Origin of the sequence: Kitasatospora sp. NPDC092039 (assembly GCF_044756065.1) — a bacterium.
Classification (GTDB): domain Bacteria; phylum Actinomycetota; class Actinomycetes; order Streptomycetales; family Streptomycetaceae; genus Kitasatospora.
The window spans coordinates 200,821-217,677 of record NZ_JBIVSD010000005.1 but is presented as its reverse complement, the minus strand read 5'-3'; the positions used below and the strand labels follow the sequence as shown (position 1 = coordinate 217,677).

Genomic DNA, 16,857 nt, shown 5'->3' with positions numbered 1-16,857 from the left:
GACCGCTGAGCCCGGGCCGCCGAGCACTCCGGTGTCCGGGAACACCCCCGTACGGCTCTATGCTGCGGGGCATGCCGAGTGAGCTGCGCACGCTTCAGCCGGCCGACGACCTCGCCTTCATCCGGCGGGAGACCGAGCTGAAGCCCGTCCCCTTCGTGCCCGAGATCAGCCTGCACATGGCCGAGGACGCCATCGCCCTGTGGGAGACCACCGAGCGGGCGCGCGGGGAGGCCGGGCTGCCGCCGCCGTTCTGGGCGTTCGCCTGGGCGGGCGGCGTGGCGGTCGCCCGCTACGTGGTGGACCACCCCGAACTCGTCGCGGGCCGCACGGTGTTGGACGTCGCGTCCGGCTCGGGGCTGGTCGGGGTGGCGGCCGCGCTGCGCGGGGCGACGCAGGTGCGCGCGGCCGAGATCGACGCCTACGCGGTGGCCGCGATCGGGCTGAACGCCGAGGCCAACGGGGTGCGGGTGGACGGCGCCCTGGTGGACCTGGTGGACGGCGACGGCGGGCCCGCCGAGGTGGTGCTCGCGGGCGACGTCTTCTACGAACGGGCCATGGCGGCCCGGTTCCTGCCGTTCCTGGAGCGGGCCGCGGCGCGCGGCGCGACCGTCGTCGTCGGCGACCCGGGCCGGGCCTACCTGCCCCGGGAGCGGTTCACCGCGGTGGCGGCGTACCAGGTGCCGGTGGTCGCGGACCTGGAGGACACCGCGGTCAAGACCACCACGGTGTGGCGGCTCGGCTGACGGTCCGTCACGTGGAGCGCCATGGCCGTCCGGGCCGTGGAATTCGCGGCGGCGCGGCGGGGACGGCTGGTAGACAGGCGCGCATGACCGACCAGATCGCCCTGCGCGCCGCCGTCCCCGACGAGATCCCCGCCCTGCTCGCCCTCTGGGCCCGGGCCGCCAAGGGCACCAGCATCACGGACGACGAGGCGGGGGTGGCCGCCCTGCTCGCCCGGGACCCGGAGTGCCTGATCGTCGCCACCCCCGCCGACGACCCGGCGACCGTCCTCGGCACGGTGATCGCCGGCTGGGACGGCTGGCGCTGCCACCTGTACCGCCTCGCCGTCGACCCCGGGCACCGCCGCCGGGGCATCGGCGCCGCGCTGCTGGCCGCCGCCGAGGAGCGTTTCGCCGCACTCGGCGGACGACGGGCCGACGCCATGGTGCTGGACGACAACGCCCTGGGCCACCGCACCTGGCAGGCGGCCGGCTACGCGCCCGAGCCGCAGTGGAGCCGCTGGGTCAAGCCGCTGCGGGCCTGATGCGCGAGCGCCTGACCTGCGAGGAGTTCCTCCGGCGGCGCCGTGGCGGGACGTCGGGAGCGGGCGGGGTGCCGCGGGCGGCGCAGGTTCGTGCGATCATGGTTACCGACTGGTAATCAGATGACGTCCGGTCATCGAGCCACGCAACCAGCAAGGAGTCACCCAAGTGCGTCGACGCATTCCCGCCCTGGTCCTGACCGCCGCCCTGGCCGGCGGAGCCCTGGCGACGGTCGCGCAGGTCGCCACCGCCCAGCCCGCGGCGGCCGCCTCGGTCACCGCCGACCTCAAGCAGATGCGCCAGCAGGTCTACGAGCTGCGCCAGAAGGCGAAGCGGATGGACCACGAGGGCGAGAAGGAAGCGGCCCGCAGGGCCCGCGCCCAGGCCGACGCGCTGCAGCGCCGGATCGACGCGCTGGAGAAGGCGGACCGGGACGCCAGCCGCCACTTCTGACGGCCGCTCCGCGGTCGGCGCCGTTCCAGCTGCCCGACTGATCAAAGGCCCCTGCTCCCGTCCTCGCCAGGACGGGAGCAGGGGCCTTGCCGGTGCAGCCCTCAGCCGCGCAGCCGGGCCAGCCAGGCCTCGACCTCGTCGGAGCGGCGCGGGAGGTCGGCGGAGAGGTTCTCGTTGCCGTCCTCGGTGACCAGGATGTCGTCCTCGATCCGCACCCCGATGCCCCGGTACTCCTCCGGCACCGTCAGGTCGTTCTCCTGGAAGTAGATGCCCGGCTCGACGGTGAGCACCATGCCAGGCCGGAGCGGGCCGTCGACGTGCTCCTCGGTGCGGGAGTGGGCGCAGTCGTGGACGTCGATGCCCAGCATGTGGCCGGTGCCGGCCAGGGTGAAGCGGCGGTGCAGGCCCAGCTCGTACACCTTGTCCGCGCCCAGGTCGCCGAACAGGCCCCAGGAGGTGAGGTGTTCGGCCAGCTCGCGCTGGGCGGCGTGGTGGAAGTCGCGGAACCGGCCGCCCGGCTTCACCGCGGCGATGCCGGCCTCCTGGGCCGCGTACACGGCGTCGTAGACCTTGCGCTGGATCCCGGTGAAGCGGCCGCTGACCGGCAGGGTGCGGGTGACGTCGGCGGTGTAGAGGTGGTTGGTCTCCACGCCCGCGTCGAGCAGCAGCAGGTCCCCGGGCCGGGCGTGGCCGTTGTTGCGCACCCAGTGCAGGGTGGTCGCGTGCGGGCCGGCGGCGGCGATGGTGCTGTAGCCCACGTCGTTGCCCTCGATCCGGGCGCGGACGAAGAAGGTGCCCTCGATCAGCCGCTCGGCGGTCTCGGTGTCGGTGCCGAGGACGCGCACCACGTCCTCGAAGCCGCGGGCCGTCGCCTCGCAGGCGAAGCGCAGCTCGGCGATCTCCCACTCGTCCTTGACCAGGCGCAGCCCGGACAGGAAGACCTCGAACTCCTCGTCCCGCTCGGCGTCCGCCCGGTCCGCGAGCGCCGCCTCCACGCCCGCGTCGTGGCGGCGCAGCACCCGCACCGGGCCGGTGGCGGCGCGCAGGTCGGCGCCGACGGTGCGCACGTCCCGGCAGGGCAGGCCGAACAGCCGCTCGCTCTCGGTCAGGCTGTTGCGGCGGCCGTCCCACAGCTCGCCGTGGCCGTCCAGCCAGAACTCGCCGTTGTCGGTGCGCGAGCGGCCGCGCAGGTAGAGCACGGCCTCGTGGCCGCTCTCCCCGGTCGGCGTGAGCACCAGGACGCCGTCCTGGGACTGGTCGCCGGTCAGGTAGACGTAGTCGGAGGAGGGGCGGAACGGGTAGTCGGTGTCGTTGGCCCGCACCTTGGGGTTGCCGGCCGGGACCACCAGCAGCTCGCCGGGGAAGGCGGCGGAGAGCTCCGCGCGGCGGCGGGCGGTGTGCGCGGCCTGCGGGACCGGCTCCAGGGTGGTGCGCTCGGTGTCGGCCCAGCCCCGCGTCATGCTCTCGGCGAGTTCGTCCGTGACGCCGCGGGTCAGGCCGTTCTTCCGGTACTTGATGGTCTCGGTGGGATCGGCGGTCTCGGCGGGCTCGGTCACTGCGGTCTCCAGGTGAGGGTGAGGGAGGCGCGGTGCTTCGCTACGCTGCCCCGTCCATCGGTGTGCGTCCCGTACGGTATACCGAACGGTGTCGGGAGAGAAGAGGTCCAGCATGAACGATGCCGAGGAATCCGTCCGGGGCGTCCTCGCCGCCAACCTGAAGCGGGTGCGGGCCCAGCGCGGACTGTCGCTGTCCGAGCTGTCCCGGCAGGCCGGGGTCGGCAAGGCGACGCTCTCCCAGCTGGAGTCCGGGGCCGGCAACCCCACCCTGGAGACGGTGCTCGGGCTCTCCCGGGTGCTCGGGGTGCCGATCTCCGACCTGGTCGAGGCCCGGCCCGCCGACGAGGTCACGGTGGTGCGCGCGGCCGACGCCGAGGTGCTCAGCGGACGGGGCGTCGACCTGCGCCCGCTGCGCCGGATCGAGTGCGGGGGCGCGGTGTTCGAGGTCTACGACCAGGTGGTGCGGATCGACGGCACCCAGATCTCCGCCGGCCACGGCGGCACCGAGCACACCGTCGTCCAGGCCGGCCGGCTGCGGGTCCGGGCGGGCCGCCGCGAGGTGGAACTCGGCCCGGGCGACTACATCGGCTTCGACGCCGCCCTGCCGCACAGCTACACCGCCGTGAGCGGCGAGCCGGTGCGCTCGGTGCTCCTGCTGCAGCACCGCTCGGAGCAGCGCCTGCACCTCGCCGCTGCGATGGGGGACCCGGCGGGCGAACAGCCGCAGCCCGGTCTCCCGCAGGGGCACGGGCACTGAGCCCGGCGCCAAGCTCGCCGGACTCGCGCGTTCGGTTTGCCGAACGGACCGCCGCCCACACGCCCCGGTCCGGCACGTCCTCCGGGTGGCCGTCAGCAGTGGCAGCGGCCGGTGGTGTACGGAAGAGTCCTCGGCACGGCGAGGGGACCCGACCCTCGCGCCCACTCCCGAGGAGAGTCGCCATGAGCGCTCCGCAGAACAGTCCGCAGGACAGCCCCAGCGGCGTCGACGTCAAGCTGGACGAGCAGGGCCGCATCGTCGTGTCGCCCCAGCTGGCGAGCTTGGCGAGCACCGGCGAGACGCCCGACATCCAGAGGCGACACGGCCACGTCACCAACGTCTGTCCCAACATGGTGGCCGGCTGCGGCTCTCCTCCGGTGTAGTCGAACCGACCCGCCCGAGCAGTCGAACCGACCCGTCCGACGGAGAACCGCACCCATGACGCAGACCCTCACCGCGCCCGGTACCGGCGGGAGCACCTCCCCGGCGTTCCGGGCGCAGCTCGCGGAGTCGCTGACCGACCAGGCCCTGCACCTGATCGTCCTCCCCACCGAGCAGTGCAACTTCCGCTGCACCTACTGCTACGAGGACTTCACCGTCGGGCGGATGGACGAAGCCGTGGTCGGCGGCATCAAGCGGCTGATCGACCGGCGCGCCGCGGACCTGCGGCGCCTGGACGTCTCCTGGTTCGGCGGGGAGCCACTGCTCGCACGCCCGATCGTCGAGGAACTCTCCGCCCACCTGGCCGACTTGGCCGCCGCCCGGCCCGGCCTCCACTACCGGGCCGACATGACCACCAACGGCTACCTGCTCGACACCGGGACCGCCCGCAGGTTCGCGGGCCTCGGCGTCGACCGGTACCAGATCTCCCTGGACGGCCCGGCCGAGGCCCACGACACCACCAGGCTGCGCGCGGACGGCCGCGGCTCGTTCGACCGGATCTGGCGGAACCTGCTGGCGATCCGGGACAGCGCGCTGCCCGTCCGCGTACTGCTGCGGGTCCACCTCACCCCCGCCAACCTGCCGCTCATGCCCGGGTTCCTCGCCCGGCTGCGCGACACCTTCCTGCGGGACGAGCGGTTCACGCTCCACCTCAAGCCGGTCGAGCGGATGGGCGGGCCGAACGACCGGACGATGGAGATCCTCGACCAGGGGCTGCGCCCGAAGGTCCTGGACGAGCTGACCGCCGTGGCGTACGACGGGCTCCCGGCCGCGCCGGAGCCCGACGAGCTGCCCGTCTGCTACGCGGCCCGGCCGAACTCCCTGGTGATCCGGGCCGACGGCACCGTCGGCAAGTGCACGGTGGCGCTCACCGACCCCGCCAACGCGATCGGCCGGCTGCTGCCGGACGGCACCCTGCGGATCGACGACGAGCGGCTCGCCCCGTGGGTGCGCGGCTGGGCGGCCGGTGACGAGAGCGCGGTGCACTGCCCGTACGCGGCGATGGACCGCCCGGCCCCGGCCCCGGCCCCGGCCCCGGCGCTGCTGCAGATCGGCAGGCGGCCGGCACCCGCTGCCCGCGGCTGACCGGACGGGCCGCCCCGGCCGGTTGTCGGTGCCCTGCGGCAGGATGGCCGGCATGACGGACACACTCACCTGGCTCGCCGAACCCCAGTCGATCGCCTTCGGCGGCTACAGCGTCGTACTGGCCCGCGGCCTGGCGCCGGAGGAGCTGGTGGCCCGGATCGCCGAGGGCTTCCCGGGGTGCACCGCGCGGCCCCTCGGCGAACTCACCGCGCGGGAGCTGGTCGAGGAGTACGAACTCGCCTTCCCCGGCGACGTCGAGGACATCGCGCTGCACCACGGGCGCACCGGCGACCTCGCCTTCGTGGTGGTGTACGGCTACTGGCAGGGCGAGCTGAGCGTCCCGCCGGCCGCCTCGCGCGGCGGCGCCGAGGTCTTCCACCTGGAGTTCGAGGAGGAGAACGGCAAGCCGGTGCCGCCGTTCTTCCACGGTTACCGGGACGGCCGGGAGATCTGCTTCCTCAACCTCCACCTGGACGGCAGCTGGGGCCCCGACGGCGTCGCGGGCGAGCCGGCCACCGTCGCCGCCCTGACGGCCGAGCTGGCGGCGGCCGGCCTGCCCGACCACGACCGCGCGGGCGACGACCTCCACCGGACCAGCCTGGAGGTGCTCGGCCGCCACTTCGGGCTCACCCTCCCGCGCACCCTGGTGCGGGAGGCTGCGCTGCCGGCGGTGCTCCTGGAGGCCGACTGAGCGCCCGCCCCGGCGGGCGCTCAGTCGCGTCGGCGGTCCCGGGCCGGGGCGGGGGCTTCGTCAACCGCCGTCCGGGGATTACGCCTTGGGGCGCGAACGGTGCGGGAACGGACCGTGAATTGTTCCCGGGCCGGGTGGACTCCCCGGCCGACCGCCGGGCCCTGCGGGCATCATGGGCCGCGACCGGGACGTCGCGGAACAGGGAGTCGACCGATGGGAAGGCCGATGGCGGAGTTCGGCTGCGCGAAGTGCTACGGGGAGGACGAGAAGGCCGTGTGGGGGCGGCAGCGGGAGGGCTTCGAGCACGAGGCTGAGGTGGTGGACGGCTCGCACTTCTCCGTCGGTCTGCGGCGCTGCCGGGAGTGCGCGCAGCGGTTCGTGTGGATCTTCAGCGAGGTCGTCGACTGGATGGGCGGGGACGACGCCCAGTACGTGACGATCATGCCGGTGACCGCCGACGAGGCCACCGGCCTGAGGCGGGGCACCCTGCGCCCGCGGCAGCTCGGAGGACTCGGCCGCGACCGCCGCCACCTGGACCACGACTGGCCCACCGGCGGCCCGGCGAGCCTGCGGTGGCGCTCCGGCCGCTTCCTGGTCCCGGAAGGCCGCGGATAGGAGAGGGATCAGCAGGCGCCGAACTCCGGCTGCCTCAGGCCTCGTCGAGGGCGTAGCTGCGGAAGGTGGCCAGCAGGGGCAGCACCTCGGTCCTGTCGGGGTCCTCGGTGACGGCCCGCATCGCGTCGATCACCGTGTGGGCGATGATCTTCGTCACCGAGAGGTCGTCCGAGGGCGCGAGGGTGCCCCAGGCCTTCAGCGTCTGCGTCAGCAGCGCGCTCATCCGGGCGCCGATGTTGGAGCTGACGGCGTCGGAGATCTCGGCGAGCTCCTCGTCGCTCATGGTCGCGCGCAGCCCGAAGGCCAGCGCCATCAGGGTGTCCATCGCGTGCTCGCCGTACGCGGCGACCAGCGCCGGCAGCGGCCGTTCGCTGGCGCCGCCCGCCGCCAGGGCGGACAGCGCCTCGTCGTCGTCCTTCCACGCCGCCTCCAGGGCGGCCAGGGCCCGCAGGGCCTCGTCCACGGTCAGCCCGTCTGTCATGGAAGGAACGCTATTGAGCCGCCCGGGCTTCCGACAGGCCCGCGCGCCCGGATCACCCCTTCGAGCGAAGCGGGGCCGATTCGGGCCGATGGAGGCGCGCGAAGTGCTCCACGTCCCAGCCGCCGCCCAGCTCGGGGGCCAGCGAGGCGTACGCGAGGGCGGCGAAGTCCTCGGCGGCGCCCGCCCGTTCCGGCAGGGCGCCGAGCAGCGGGGCGCCGGCCGAGCGGGGCAGGTCGGCGAGGTTGCAGCGTTCGGCGAGGCCCGGTTCGGCGGGCCAGGACCCGACGAGCACGCCCGCGAGCGGCAGGCCGCGGGCCGCCAGCGCCTCCGCCGTGAGGGCGACGATGTTGAGCGTGCCGAGCCCGGCCGAGGCGATCAGCAGGACCTCGGCCGGCAGCCCGGCCTCGCGCACGGCCCGGGCCTGGTCGGCGAGCGTGCGGCCCTCGTCGTCGTAACGGACCAGCAGCCCGCCCGCGCCCTCCACCAGGACGAGGTCGTGGCCGGCGGCCAGGTCGGCCACCTCGGACACCACCGAGGCGGGGGAGAGGTACGGCATCCCGGCCCGCCGGGCGGCGGTGTCGGGAGCCAGCGGCTCGGGGTAGCGCACCAGCTCGCGGACCGTCAGATCGCCTGCCAGCCTGCGCACTTCGGCGGCGTCGCCCGGTTCGTCCGGCGACACGCCCGTCTGCCCGGGCTTGAGCACCGCGACCTTCAGGCCCGCCCGCAGCGCCGCCGAGGCGACCGCCGCGGTGGCGACCGTCTTGCCGACGTCCGTGTTGGTACCCGTGACGAACAGGATGCGCGCGCTCATCCGGCCACCGCCGCGGCGGTCACGGCGGCGGCGATCCGTGCCACGTCCCCGTCCTCCGTCACATAAGGGGGCATGGTGTAGATCAGGTCCCGGAAGGGCCGCAGCCAGACGCCCTCCCGCGCCGCCGCCTCCGTCGCCGCGCGGACGTCCACCGGGTGGTCCAACTGGACGACGCCGATGGCCCCCCGGGTGCGCACGTCGAGCACGCCGGGGACGTCCACGGCCGCCGCGAGGCCGTCGGCCAGCCCGGCCCCGATCCGCTTCACCTCGGTCGACCAGTCCTGCCCGAGCAGCAGCTCCAGCGAGGCGTTGGCGACCGCGCAGGCCAGCGGGTTGCCCATGAACGTCGGCCCGTGGGCGAGCACCGGCACCTCGCCGCGGCTGATGCCGTCGGCGATCCCGCCGGTGCACAGCGTGGCGGCCAGCGTCAGGTACCCGCCGGTCAGTGCCTTGCCCAGGCACATCACGTCCGGCGAGACGCCCGCGTGGTCGGCGGCGAACAGCGCGCCGCTGCGCCCGAACCCGGTGGCGATCTCGTCGAAGACCAGCAACACCCCGTAGCGGTCGCACAGTTCGCGCAGCATCCGCAGGTAGGCGGGGGAGTGGAAGCGCATCCCGCCCGCGCCCTGGACCACCGGCTCGACGATGACGGCGGCCAGCTCGTCCGCGTGCCGGGCCATCAACTCCTCGAAGCGCGCGGCGTACTCGGGGTCGAGCGGGGCGTCGAAGCCGGCCGGCGGCTCGGGGGCGAACAGCTGGCCGGGCAGCACCCCGCCCCACAGGTGGTGCATCCCGCCGTCCGGGTCGCAGACCGACATCGGGTGGAAGGTGTCCCCGTGGTAGCCGCCGCGCCAGGTGAGCAGCCGACGCTTGGCCGGCCGCCCGACGGACTGCCAGTACTGCAGGCACATCTTCATCGCGACCTCGACGGCCACCGAGCCCGAGTCGGCGAGGAAGACGTGCCGCAGCGGCTCCGGGGTGATCTCCACCAGCGTGGCGGCCAGCCGGACGGCGGGCTCGTGGGTGAGCCCGCCGAACATCACATGGCTCATCCGCCCCAGCTGGTCGCGCACCGCCTCGTCCAGCACCGGGTGCCGGTAGCCGTGGATCGCCGCCCACCAGGACGACATCCCGTCGACCAGCTCGCGCCGCCCGCCCGCGACCGGCTCGGCGAGGCGCAGCCGCACCCCCGAGGCGGACTCGACCACGTACGGGGCGACGGTCCCGGGCATCGGCCCGTACGGGTGCCACACATGGGCGCGGTCGAGGTCGAGCAGGGCGGCCGCGGACGGCTGGAGCATGGTGCGTTCTCCGGAGGGTCGGAACTGTCAGGCGTTGGGCGCGAGTTCGGTGCCGGCGCCGCGGCGGCGGACCTTCACGAGGTCGCTGCGCAGCTCGTCGCCGTCCTGGGTCTGCGGGGCGACGGCCTCCGGGGAGGCGGCCTCGGCGCCGTGCGCGTGCCCGCCGCACGGCCCGCAGCCGCCGCCGCTGCCGCAGGCCGAGGCCGCGGTGCCGCAGCCGCCACCGGCCGCGGCCTCGGCGACGTCCGCGCGGTGGCGCGGCAGGGTGGCCTCGCCGGCGCCCTCGACCTCGAAGCCGGCGTCCTTGATCATGTCGAGGTCGGCCTGTCCGGCCTGGCCCTCGCTGGTGAGGTAGTCGCCGAGGAAGATGGAGTTGGCGATGTGCAGGCCGAGCGGCTGCATCGAGCGCAGGTGCACCTCGCGCCCGCCCGCGATCCGCACCTCGGTGTCCGGGTTGACGAAGCGGACCATCGCCAGGATGCGCAGGCAGCGCTGCGGGCTGAGGTTCCACTCCTTGGCGAGCGGGGTGCCCTCGAACGGGATCAGGAAGTTGACCGGGACGGAGTCCGAGCCCAGCTCGCGCAGCGCGAAGACGACGTCGACCAGGTCCTCGTCGCTCTCGCCCATGCCGGCGATCAGGCCGGAGCAGGCGGACAGGCCCGCGCCGTGCGCCTTCTGCACGGTGTCCACCCGGTCCGCGTAGGTGTGGGTGGTGGCGATGTCGCCGTAGGTGCCCTCGGAGGTGTTGAGGTTGTGGTTGTAGGCGTCGGCGCCGGCCGCCTTGAGCCGCTCCGCCTGGTTGTCGGAGAGCAGGCCGAGGCAGACGCAGATCTCGACCTCGGGGTCGGCGTCCTTGATGGCGGCCATGGTGTCGGTGACCCGGTCGATGTCGCGGTCCGTCGGGCCGCGGCCGCTGGCGACCAGGCAGACCCGCTTGGCGCCGCCGGCCACCCCGGCGCGGGCCGCGTCGGCGGCCTGGTCGGGCTTGAGCCAGGTGTACTTGAGGATCTCGGCCTTCGACCCGAGCCGCTGCGAGCAGTACGAGCAGTCCTCCGGACAGAGCCCGCTCTTCAGGTTCACCAGGTAGTTGAGCTTGACCCGGCGGCCGAACCAGCGGCGGCGCACCTTGCCGGCCGCGGCGACCACGTCGAGCAGCTCGTCGTCGGTGGTGGCGAGGACGGCCAGGGCCTCCTCGCGGGTCGGGACTTCGCCGCGCAGGCCCTTGGCGGTGAGGGTATCGAGCAGATCCATGGGGCGATCCTGCCTGGTGGTGAACGGGCGGCGCCAGAGCAAACCCGCCAGAAGATCCGTGTGAGGATGTGCCGATTGCCACAGTGTCGAAGCTCACGGCTCCGCCGCAGGTCACGCGCTTGACGTCGCGCCCGGGCGCCGCCTGCCGGCGGGGGCGGGCGGGCGGATGGGACGGACGGCGGACGGCTCCGGCGGGCGATGATCCACAACTCCCGACCCAGTGATCCACGCCACCCCGGGGGTGCTTAGAATCTGCGCCATGACCACGCAGGGGGAGCGCACCCCGACTCCGGGAGAGGGCCGGGAAGGCCGGGCAGAACAGCGGGTCGGCGGGGGCGCCGACGCCGACGGGGGGACGGACCGCGGGCGGCGCGGCCGACGGCTGACGGCCCGTCGGGCGGCGGGCTGGATCGTCGTGGTCGGCGTGGTGGCGGGCGGGGGATGGATCATCACCCGCCCGATGCCCGGCGACTACATACCCGGGCTCGGCCCGTCCAGCAAGGACTCCTCCGCGACGCCGCGCGTGGTGGGCACCGCGCCGCCGCTCACCGACCCCGAGGCCCTCAACGTCGACAACATCTTCCCCGCCCAGCGGCCGGTCGAGGTCGGCGCCTACAAGGCGCGGCGCAACGGCATCCGGCAGGGCGAGAACTGCGCCGAGGCGCTCCAGGACCGGACCCAGGACCCGCTGAAGGAGACCGGCTGCCAGGGCTACCTGGCCGTCAGCTTCAGCGGCCAGGACCGCCCGGTGCTCAGCAGCGTCACCCTGCTGCGCTTCCCCGACCAGGCCTCCGCCGCCCGGGCCGCCGAGGCCCTGCGGGCCAAGCCCGGCGCGGTCGCCTTCACCCTCGCCAACGCCGGCACCGCCCCCGGCCTGCCTCCCGGCGGCGCCAAGCCGGGCGGCGAGCCGCGGATCGAGGCGGTCGGGCACTACGTGACCGTCACCAGCTCCCGGCCGGGTGACGAGCGACCGGCCGGCTCCCCCACGGTCGGCACCGGGGCGCCGACCGCGCCGGTCCCGCCGACCGCCGGCGCGACTCCCGGCGCCGATCAGGGCCTGGACGAGGCCACCCGCGCGCTCTCCTACGCGGCGGGCTCGCCGTTCGTCTGGATGTGACGGCCCGCCGAACGCGCGGATCCCCCCGGAAGCCTCGGCCTCCGGGGGGATCCGCGCGTTCGGGCGCCGGCTCAGCCGCCGAGCCGGTCCACCGAGGTCACCCGCAGCACCGCCCGGCCCTCCTCGTCCGAGCCGTAGAGGTCGACCTCGGCGCTGATGCCCCAGTCGTGGTCGCCCTCCGGGTCGTCGAAGATCTGCCGGACGCGCCAGGAGGAGTCCTCCTCCTCGATGATCAGCATCTTCGGGCCGCGTGCGTCCGGGCCGGTGCCGAGGTCGTCGTACTCCTCCCAGTACCCGTCCATGGCGTCCGCCCAGCGGTCCGCGTCCCAGCCGTACTCGCCGTCCAGCTCGCCGAGCGCGTCCCAGTTCTCCAGCGCGCACAGCTCGACCCGGCGGAACATCTCGTTGCGCACCAGGACCCGGAAGGCGCGGGCGTTGGCGGTGACCGGCGCCGGCTTGTCGTCCAGGCGCACCTCGGCGGCCTGCGGCTCGGTCGGGTTGGCCAGCTGCTCCCACTCGTCCAGCAGACTGGAGTCGACCTGGCGGACCAGCTCGCCGAGCCAGGCGATGACGTCCTTGAGGTCGTCGGTCTTCACGTCCTCGGGGACGGTCTGCTCCAGCGCCTTGAACGCGCCGGCCAGGTAGCGCAGCACGATGCCCTCGGTGCGGGCCAGCTCGTAGAAGCCGACGTAGTCCGAGAAGGTCATCGCCCGCTCGTACAGGTCGCGGACCACCGACTTCGGCTGCAGCCGGTGGTCGCCGATCCACGGGTGCGCCCGGCGGTACACCTCGTAGGCGTGGGTGAGCAGCTCCTCCAGCGGCTTCGGGTAGGTGATCTCCTGGAGCCGCTCCATCCGCTCCTCGTACTCGATGCCGTCCCGCTTCATCTCGCCGACGGCCTCGCCGCGCGCCTTGTTCTGCTGGGCGGCGAGGATCTGGCGCGGGTCGTCGAGGGTCGCCTCGACGACGGAGACGACGTCCATCGCGTAGGAGGGCGAGGTCGGGTCGAGCAGCTCGAAGGAGGCCAGCGCGAAGGTGGACAGCGGCTGGTTGAGCGCGAAGTTCTCCTGGAGGTCCAGGGTGAGCCGGACGATCCGGCCCTCGGCGTCCGGCTCCGGCAGCCGCTCCACCACGCCGCCCTCCAGCAGCGAGCGGTAGATGGCGATCGCGGTGCGGATGTGGCGGCGCTGCGCGGCGCGGTCCTCGTGGTTGTCGGTCAGCAGCTTGCGCATCGCCTCGAAGGCGTTGCCCGGGCGGCCGATCACCGACAGCAGCATCGCGTGGCTGACCTTGAAGCGGGAGACCAGCGGCTCCGGGTCGGCGCCGATCAGCTTGTCGAAGGTCTCCTCGGTCCAGCCGACGAAGCCCTCCGGGGCCTTCTTCCGGACGACCTTGCGCTTCTTCTTGGGGTCGTCGCCGGCCTTGGCGATCGCCTTGTCGTTCTCGATCACGTGCTCCGGCGCCTGCGCCACCACCTGGCCGACGGTGTCGAAGCCGGCCCGGCCGGCCCGGCCTGCGATCTGGTGGAACTCGCGGGCGCGCAGGATGCGCACCCGGTTGCCGTCGTACTTGGACAGCGCGGTGAACAGCACCGTGCGGATCGGCACATTGACGCCGACGCCGAGCGTGTCGGTGCCGCAGATGACCTTCAACAGGCCCGCCTGGGCGAGGCGTTCGACCAGCCGGCGGTACTTCGGCAGCATGCCCGCGTGGTGCACGCCGATGCCGTGGCGCACGTAACGGGACAGGTTGCGGCCGAACTTGGTGGTGAAGCGGAAGTTGCCGATCAGGTCGGCGATGGCCTCCTTCTCCGCCTTCGAGCACATGTTGATGCTCATCAGCGACTGGGCCCGCTCCACCGCCTCCTTCTGGGTGAAGTGCACGACGTAGACCGGCGCCTGGCCGGTCTGCAGCAGCTCCTCCAGGGTGTCGTGCATGGTGGTGCGGCGGTACTCGTAGAACAGCGGCACCGGGCGCGTCGCGTTGCGCACCACCGTGGTCGGCCGGCCCGTGCGGCGGGTCAGGTCCTCCTCGAAGCGGCGGACGTCGCCGAGCGTCGCGGACATCAGCAGGAACTGCGCCTGCGGCAGCTCCAGCAGCGGGATCTGCCAGGCCCAGCCGCGGTCCGGCTCGGCGTAGAAGTGGAACTCGTCCATGACCACCTGGCCGATGTCCGCCCGGGCGCCGTCGCGCAGCGCGATCTGGGCGAGCACCTCCGCGGTGCAGCAGATGATCGGCGCGGTCGGGTTCACGCTCGCGTCGCCGGTCATCATGCCGACCTGCTCGGTGCCGAACATCTTCACCAGGTCGAAGAACTTCTCCGATACCAGCGCCTTGATCGGGGCGGTGTAGAAGGTCCGCTGCCCCTCCGCCAGCGCCGCGAAGTGCGCGCCCGCCGCCACCAGGCTCTTTCCCGAGCCGGTCGGCGTCGCCAGGATCACGTTGTTCCCGGACACCAGCTCGATCAGCGCCTCCTCCTGCGCCGGGTACAGCGTGATCCCGCGTTCCTCCGCCCAGGCTGCGAACGTCTCGTACAGCGCGTCGGGGGTGGCGGGCTTCGGCATCAGATCAAGGAGGGTCACCCGGCTATCTTGCCTGCTCGCCGCCACCCCGGGCAAAGGCCCGGGCGGGCGGACGCCGGTGACCGGCTTGTGGCGACCGGCCAGCCGGGCGCGCCGATCATGTGCCGAGAGGCACATTGATCCCCGTTCACGGCGCGTGCCAGAGTGCCGGGCATGAACCATCCGCTCGCGGCCGAGCCGCGCACCGCCGTTCCCGCCCCCGCGCACGTGTTCGACTGGCTCGACGAGACGGCCGCGATGCGGGCGGAGGCGGGGCTGACGCGCACGCTGCGCAGCCGGGCGGCGGACGACGGGGTGCTGGACCTCGCGGGCAACGACTACCTGGGGCTGACCAGGCATCCGGTGGTCGCCCGGGCGGCCGCCGACGCGGCGCTGCGCTGGGGCGGGGGGTCGACGGGCTCGCGGCTGGTCACCGGGACGACCGCGCTGCACACCGAACTGGAGGAGGAGCTGGCCGAGTTCTGCGGGGTGGAGGCCGCGCTGGTGTTCTCCTCCGGCTACACGGCCAACCTCGCGGCGCTGACCGCGCTCACCGACCCGGACACCCTGATCGTCTCCGACGCCTACAACCACGCCTCGCTGATCGACGGCTGCCGGCTCTCCCGTGCCGACGTCCACCGCGCCCCGCACGCCGACCCGGCGGCCGTCGCCGAGGCGCTCGCCGGGCGGGCCCGGCGGCGGGCGCTGGTGGTGACCGACTCGGTGTTCTCGGTGGACGGCGACGCGGCCCCGCTGCCCGCGCTGTCCGCCGCCGCCCGAGCGCACGGCGCCGCGCTGCTGGTGGACGACGCGCACGGGCTGGGCGTGCTCGGCCCCGGCGGCACCGGGGCGCTCGCCGCGGCCGGGCTCGCCGGGCAGCCGGACACGGTGGCCACCGCCACCCTCTCCAAGTCGCTCGGCTCGCAGGGCGGCGCCGTCCTCGGCCCGCGCCGGGTGATCCGCCACCTCACCGAGACCGCCCGCACCTTCATCTTCGACACCGGCCTCGCCCCCGCCGCCGCCGGCGCCGCCCTCGCCGCCCTGCGGCTGCTGCGCGCCGAGCCCGCCCGCGCCGAACGCGCCCGCGAGGTCGCCCGCACCCTGGCCCGGCGGCTCACCGCGGAAGGGCTGCGCAGCTGCGAGCCCGAGGCCGCCGTGGTCTCCGTCCGGGCCCCCGGCCCCGAGGCCGCCGTCGCCTGGGCCGCCGACTGCCGCCGGGCCGGCCTCGCCGTCGGCTGCTTCCGCCCGCCCTCCGTCCCGGACGGCGTCTCCCGGCTGCGGCTGACCGCCCGCGGCGACCTGACGGACGGGCAGATCGCCGAGGCGGTGCGCATCGTCGCCGGGCTGGCCCCGGCCGGCGCGCGGGGCTGAGGCCCCCAGCGGGCGGCGTCGTGGCCCGGAGCGGGCGCCGGGGCCGAGGGCTGCGCTGGGGCTCAGCGGGCGCGCGCTACTTCCTCCTCGCCCGGCTGGGCTGGACCCTGGTGGGCTCGCCGGCCGCCTTGGGGTGGTCGGGCGGGTAGGGGAGTTCGCCGAGGCCCTCGTCGTGCAGCTGCTTGTCGTAGAGCTCCAGCAGGGGCTCCAGGCGGAACGCGTGCTGCTCCATCCCGGCGTTCAGGTCGCCGAGTTCGGCGAAACGGGCGGGGACGGTGCGCAGGTCGAAGTCCTCCGGGACGGCGTCGTCCAGTTCCTCCCAGCGCAGGGGGGTGGAGGCGGTGGCGCGGGGACGGGCGCGCAGGGAGTAGGCCGAGGCGATGGTGCGGTCGCGGGCCATCTGGTTGTAGTCGACGAAGATCCGCTCGCCGCGCTCCTCCTTCCACCACGCGGTGGTGACCTTCCCGGGCATCCGCTGCTCCAGCGCCCGGCCGAGCGCGATCACCGCGTGCCGTCCGTCGGTGAACGTCCACTCGGGTGCCAGCGGCACGTAGACGTGCAGCCCGCGCCCGCCGGAGGACTTGGGCCAGCCGCGCAGCCCGTACTCCTCCAGCAGGGCGCGCAGCTCGTGGGCGGCGCGGACGGCGTCGTGGAAGTCGGTGCCGGGCTGCGGGTCGAGGTCGATGCGCAGCTCGTCCACGTGGCCGGTGTCGGAGCGCCGCACCGGCCAGGGATGGAAGGTGAGGCAGCCCAGGTTGGCCGCCCACAGCACGGCGGCCGGCTCGGTGGGGCAGATCTCGTCGGCGGAGCGGCCGGACGGGAACTCGATCCGGGCGGTGGGCAGCCACTCCGGCAGGCCCTTGGGCGCGCGCTTCTGGTAGAAGAACTCGCCCTCCACCCCGTCCGGGAAGCGCTGCAGGGTGGTCGGCCGCTCGCGCAGCCCGCGCAGCACCCCGTCGGCGACGGCCAGGTAGTACTGCGCGACGTCCAGCTTGGTGAAGCCCCGCTCGGGGTAGTACACCTTGTCCGGGTTCGACAGCCGGACGGTGCGCCCGGCGACATCCAGTTCCACGGCTGAGCCCATGCCCCACACGCTAAGCGCC

At 74.2% G+C, this 16,857-nt stretch carries 17 protein-coding genes; 10 read left to right on the top strand and 7 right to left on the bottom strand.

Annotated elements, in window-relative coordinates:
- Positions 1–71 precede the first annotated feature (71 nt).
- The 3 genes from ACIQI7_RS13245 (at position 72) to ACIQI7_RS13235 (ending at position 1,715) form a co-directional block, all read left to right on the top strand.
- Positions 72–743 (top strand): class I SAM-dependent methyltransferase, encoded by a 672-nt coding sequence (locus tag ACIQI7_RS13245; protein WP_401108467.1) that lies wholly within the window; start codon positions 72–74, stop codon positions 741–743.
- Positions 744–826: 83 nt separating this feature from the next.
- Positions 827–1,264 carry a GNAT family N-acetyltransferase gene (locus ACIQI7_RS13240; RefSeq protein ID WP_401108464.1) on the top strand — a complete coding sequence of 146 codons (438 nt, stop codon included), beginning with the start codon at positions 827–829 and terminating at the stop codon, positions 1,262–1,264.
- A 166-nt stretch (positions 1,265–1,430) separates the two neighbouring features.
- On the top strand, positions 1,431–1,715 hold the full coding sequence (locus ACIQI7_RS13235; RefSeq protein ID WP_387747681.1) for a hypothetical protein: 285 nt from the start codon (positions 1,431–1,433) through the stop codon (positions 1,713–1,715).
- Between the two features lie 101 nt (positions 1,716–1,816).
- Here the strand turns inward: ACIQI7_RS13235 and ACIQI7_RS13230 are convergent, their stop codons facing one another.
- Entirely contained in the window at positions 1,817–3,283 is a 1,467-nt protein-coding gene (locus ACIQI7_RS13230) for an aminopeptidase P family protein (RefSeq protein WP_401108856.1), read from the bottom strand.
- A 100-nt stretch (positions 3,284–3,383) separates the two neighbouring features.
- Here ACIQI7_RS13230 and ACIQI7_RS13225 point away from each other — a divergent pair, with 100 nt between their 5' ends.
- From ACIQI7_RS13225 to ACIQI7_RS13205, 5 genes are all read left to right on the top strand, one after another.
- Positions 3,384–4,028: a helix-turn-helix domain-containing protein gene (locus ACIQI7_RS13225; RefSeq protein WP_401108460.1), complete on the top strand. Its 645-nt coding sequence runs from the start codon at positions 3,384–3,386 to the stop codon at positions 4,026–4,028.
- Between the two features lie 182 nt (positions 4,029–4,210).
- Positions 4,211–4,411, top strand: coding sequence for a hypothetical protein (locus ACIQI7_RS13220; protein WP_401108457.1), 201 nt, complete (start codon positions 4,211–4,213; stop codon positions 4,409–4,411).
- A gap of 55 nt (positions 4,412–4,466) precedes the next feature.
- On the top strand, positions 4,467–5,555 hold the full coding sequence (locus ACIQI7_RS13215) for a radical SAM protein (RefSeq protein WP_401108455.1): 1,089 nt from the start codon (positions 4,467–4,469) through the stop codon (positions 5,553–5,555).
- A 52-nt stretch (positions 5,556–5,607) separates the two neighbouring features.
- Entirely contained in the window at positions 5,608–6,246 is a 639-nt protein-coding gene (locus ACIQI7_RS13210) for a hypothetical protein (protein WP_401108453.1), read from the top strand.
- A 213-nt stretch (positions 6,247–6,459) separates the two neighbouring features.
- Positions 6,460–6,861 (top strand): hypothetical protein, encoded by a 402-nt coding sequence (locus ACIQI7_RS13205; protein WP_401108450.1) that lies wholly within the window; start codon positions 6,460–6,462, stop codon positions 6,859–6,861.
- A 34-nt stretch (positions 6,862–6,895) separates the two neighbouring features.
- On the opposite strand, the gene ACIQI7_RS13200 is transcribed toward ACIQI7_RS13205, so the two are convergent.
- Genes ACIQI7_RS13200 through bioB form a run of 4 tightly spaced genes read right to left on the bottom strand, consistent with a single transcriptional unit; the run spans position 6,896 to position 10,705 of the window.
- Positions 6,896–7,342: a hypothetical protein gene (locus ACIQI7_RS13200; protein WP_401108447.1), complete on the bottom strand. Its 447-nt coding sequence runs from the start codon at positions 7,340–7,342 to the stop codon at positions 6,896–6,898.
- 52 nt (positions 7,343–7,394) lie between these two features.
- Entirely contained in the window at positions 7,395–8,153 is a 759-nt protein-coding gene (gene bioD, locus ACIQI7_RS13195; RefSeq protein ID WP_401108445.1) for a dethiobiotin synthase, read from the bottom strand.
- Positions 8,150–9,454, bottom strand: a complete 1,305-nt coding sequence (locus ACIQI7_RS13190; RefSeq protein WP_401108442.1) for an adenosylmethionine--8-amino-7-oxononanoate transaminase — start codon at positions 9,452–9,454, stop codon at positions 8,150–8,152. Before ACIQI7_RS13190 ends, bioD begins: the two co-directional genes overlap by 4 nt.
- 27 nt (positions 9,455–9,481) lie before the next feature.
- Positions 9,482–10,705 (bottom strand): biotin synthase BioB, encoded by a 1,224-nt coding sequence (gene bioB / locus ACIQI7_RS13185; RefSeq protein ID WP_401108439.1) that lies wholly within the window; start codon positions 10,703–10,705, stop codon positions 9,482–9,484.
- Between the two features lie 259 nt (positions 10,706–10,964).
- On the opposite strand from bioB, the gene ACIQI7_RS13180 reads away from it, so the two are divergent.
- Complete coding sequence (locus ACIQI7_RS13180; RefSeq protein WP_401108437.1) at positions 10,965–11,822, top strand: hypothetical protein; 858 nt, start codon at positions 10,965–10,967, stop codon at positions 11,820–11,822.
- A 71-nt stretch (positions 11,823–11,893) separates the two neighbouring features.
- Here the strand turns inward: ACIQI7_RS13180 and ACIQI7_RS13175 are convergent, their stop codons facing one another.
- The gene (locus ACIQI7_RS13175; protein ID WP_387748061.1) at positions 11,894–14,386 is read right to left on the bottom strand and encodes a DEAD/DEAH box helicase; all 2,493 of its coding nucleotides are present in this window, start codon (positions 14,384–14,386) and stop codon (positions 11,894–11,896) included.
- Positions 14,387–14,557: 171 nt separating this feature from the next.
- On the opposite strand from ACIQI7_RS13175, the gene ACIQI7_RS13170 reads away from it, so the two are divergent.
- Positions 14,558–15,754, top strand: coding sequence for an 8-amino-7-oxononanoate synthase (locus ACIQI7_RS13170; protein ID WP_401108435.1), 1,197 nt, complete (start codon positions 14,558–14,560; stop codon positions 15,752–15,754).
- A gap of 76 nt (positions 15,755–15,830) precedes the next feature.
- Here the strand turns inward: ACIQI7_RS13170 and ligD are convergent, their stop codons facing one another.
- On the bottom strand, positions 15,831–16,838 hold the full coding sequence (gene ligD, locus ACIQI7_RS13165; RefSeq protein ID WP_401108433.1) for a non-homologous end-joining DNA ligase: 1,008 nt from the start codon (positions 16,836–16,838) through the stop codon (positions 15,831–15,833).
- Between the last annotated feature and the right edge of the window lie 19 nt (positions 16,839–16,857).